Raw genomic sequence first — 2,144 nt, 5'->3', positions numbered from 1 at the left:
CAGTGGCCGTGCGCAGGCGGCGGCGCACGCGGCGCGTTTCGGCGCGCGCCAATTCGGAGGAGAAAAGCGGATCCAGCTTGGACATCAATATTTCCGGCAGCGGCCAAGCGGCGGGCGTGCCCGCGCCAGGCCGTAGAATGCGAGCCATTGTAGTGGAGGCGGGCGCCGCTCCTGTCCTGGCCGGATCCGCCGGACGGACGCCAGGCGCGCCGCCGGTATCGAGAGGTGAATCATGCACACGCCCGACTGGGTGGCCCAGGGCCAACCCCATATTTGGCTACCCTATGCCCAAATGAAGACGGCGACGCCGCCGCTGCCAGTGGTGCGCAGCCACGGCAGCCGGCTCGAACTGGCCGACGGCCGCAGCCTGATCGACGGGGTGGCCTCCTGGTGGACGGCCTGCCACGGCTATAACCATCCGCATATCGCCCAGGCGGTGCGCGCGCAGCTGGACGCCATGCCGCACATCATGTTCGGCGGGCTGACCCATGAGCCTGCGCTGACCCTGGCGCGCCGCCTGGCCGCCATGTTGGGGCCGGGGCTGGACCGTGTCTTCTATACCGATTCCGGCTCGGTGGCGGTGGAAGTCGCCATGAAGATGGCGTTGCAGTACTGGCTGAACCAGGGCGAGCGAGGCCGCAGCCGCTTCCTCGCGTTCCGCGGCGGCTATCACGGCGATACCTTCGGCACCATGGCCGTCTGCGATCCGGACGAGGGCATGCACAGCCTGTACCGGGGCATGCTGGCCGAACACGACATCGTTGACCTGCCGCGCAGCGAGGCGGAGCTGGCTGCGCTGGAGGCCCACCTTGAAGCCCATGGATCCCGGCTGGCTGGCATCCTGGTCGAACCGCTGGTGCAGGGCGCGGGCGGCATGCTGCTGCATGGCCCGGAAGTATTGCGCCGCCTGCGCCGCCTGGCCGACCGGCACGGCCTGCTGCTGATCTTCGACGAGATCTTCACCGGCTTCGGGCGCACGGGCACGATGTTCGCCTTCGAGCAGGCCGGCATCCGTCCGGACATCGTGACCCTGTCCAAGGCGCTGACCGGCGGCACCTTGCCGCTGGCCGCCACGGTCGCCAGCAACCGGGTGTTCGAGGCCTTCTGGTCCGATGATCCGTCGCACGCGTTGATGCACGGCCCCACCTTCATGGGCAACGCGCTGGCCTGCGCGGCGGCTAACGCCTCGCTGGATCTGTTCGAGTCCGAACCGCGGCTGGCGCAGGCGCAGGCGATATCGACGGCCCTGGCGGCGGGCTTGGAGCCCTGCCGCGAGCTGCCCTGGGTGCGCGACGTGCGGGTGCTGGGCGCGATCGGCGTGGTCGAGCTGGACGGCATTGCCGACCGCGAGAGCCTGAAGCGGCGCCTGGTCGAGGCCGGCGTCTGGGTGCGGCCTTTCGGCAATGTGGTCTACCTGACTCCGGCGCTGACCATTGCCGAGGACGAACTGGCCAGCCTGATGCGGGCGGTGGTGGACGTGCTGCGCCAGCAGCGGCCCTGAGCCAGGCGCTCCTGAGCCGGGCCTCCCCAGAAGCGGGCTCCTCTGATCCGGGTGGGGCCGAGCCCGCCCGCGTTGCCGGGGCAAACCGGCCGGACCCGCCTTGATCCAGATCAAGGCAGTCTTGTAACGGGCTGAGTAACATCGGCGCATGCGAGCAAAATCGATCTTCGCCGTTCCGGCCAGCCTGTCCGACGCTGACCGTCAACAGCGCCGCCATGCGCTGGTGCGCCTGTCGCTGGCGTGGCTGGCGATGATGCAGGTGATGATGTTCGCCTGGCCCGGCTACCTGCGGCACGAAAGCATGCCCGCCGATGCGCTGGAAACGCTGGACTGGGCCATCGTGCTGATGAACTGGGCCAGTTTCGCGCTGACCGTGCCGGTGGTGGTGTATTCGGCCTGGCCGATCTGGCGCCACGCCGGCGACAACCTGCGCCATGGCCGCGCCGGCATGGACGTGCCGGTGGCCCTGGGCATCGTCGCCGCCTTCATTCCCAGCGTCCACGCCACCTACACGGGGCGGGGCGAAGTCTACTTCGACTCGGTCACGATGTTCGTGGCCTTTCTGCTGACCGCGCGCTACCTGGAACTGTGCGCGCGCCAGTCCTTCGGCGGCGCCGCGGGCGGCCTGCGTCACGAGCGCGTC

General features: G+C 69.4%; 1 protein-coding gene and 1 pseudogene. Both read left to right on the top strand.

Annotation, left to right across the window (positions count from 1 at the left end):
- Positions 1-232 precede the first annotated feature (232 nt).
- Entirely contained in the window at positions 233-1,501 is a 1,269-nt protein-coding gene (locus tag VIR09_RS22570; protein ID WP_332014873.1) for an adenosylmethionine--8-amino-7-oxononanoate transaminase, read from the top strand.
- Positions 1,502-1,649: 148 nt separating this feature from the next.
- Positions 1,650-2,144 (top strand): annotated as a pseudogene (locus VIR09_RS22565) (hypothetical protein); the annotation flags it as partial.

This window comes from Achromobacter sp. (genome assembly GCF_036567245.1).
GTDB lineage: Bacteria > Pseudomonadota > Gammaproteobacteria > Burkholderiales > Burkholderiaceae_B > Achromobacter.
This window is presented reverse-complemented; position numbering and strand designations above follow the sequence as displayed.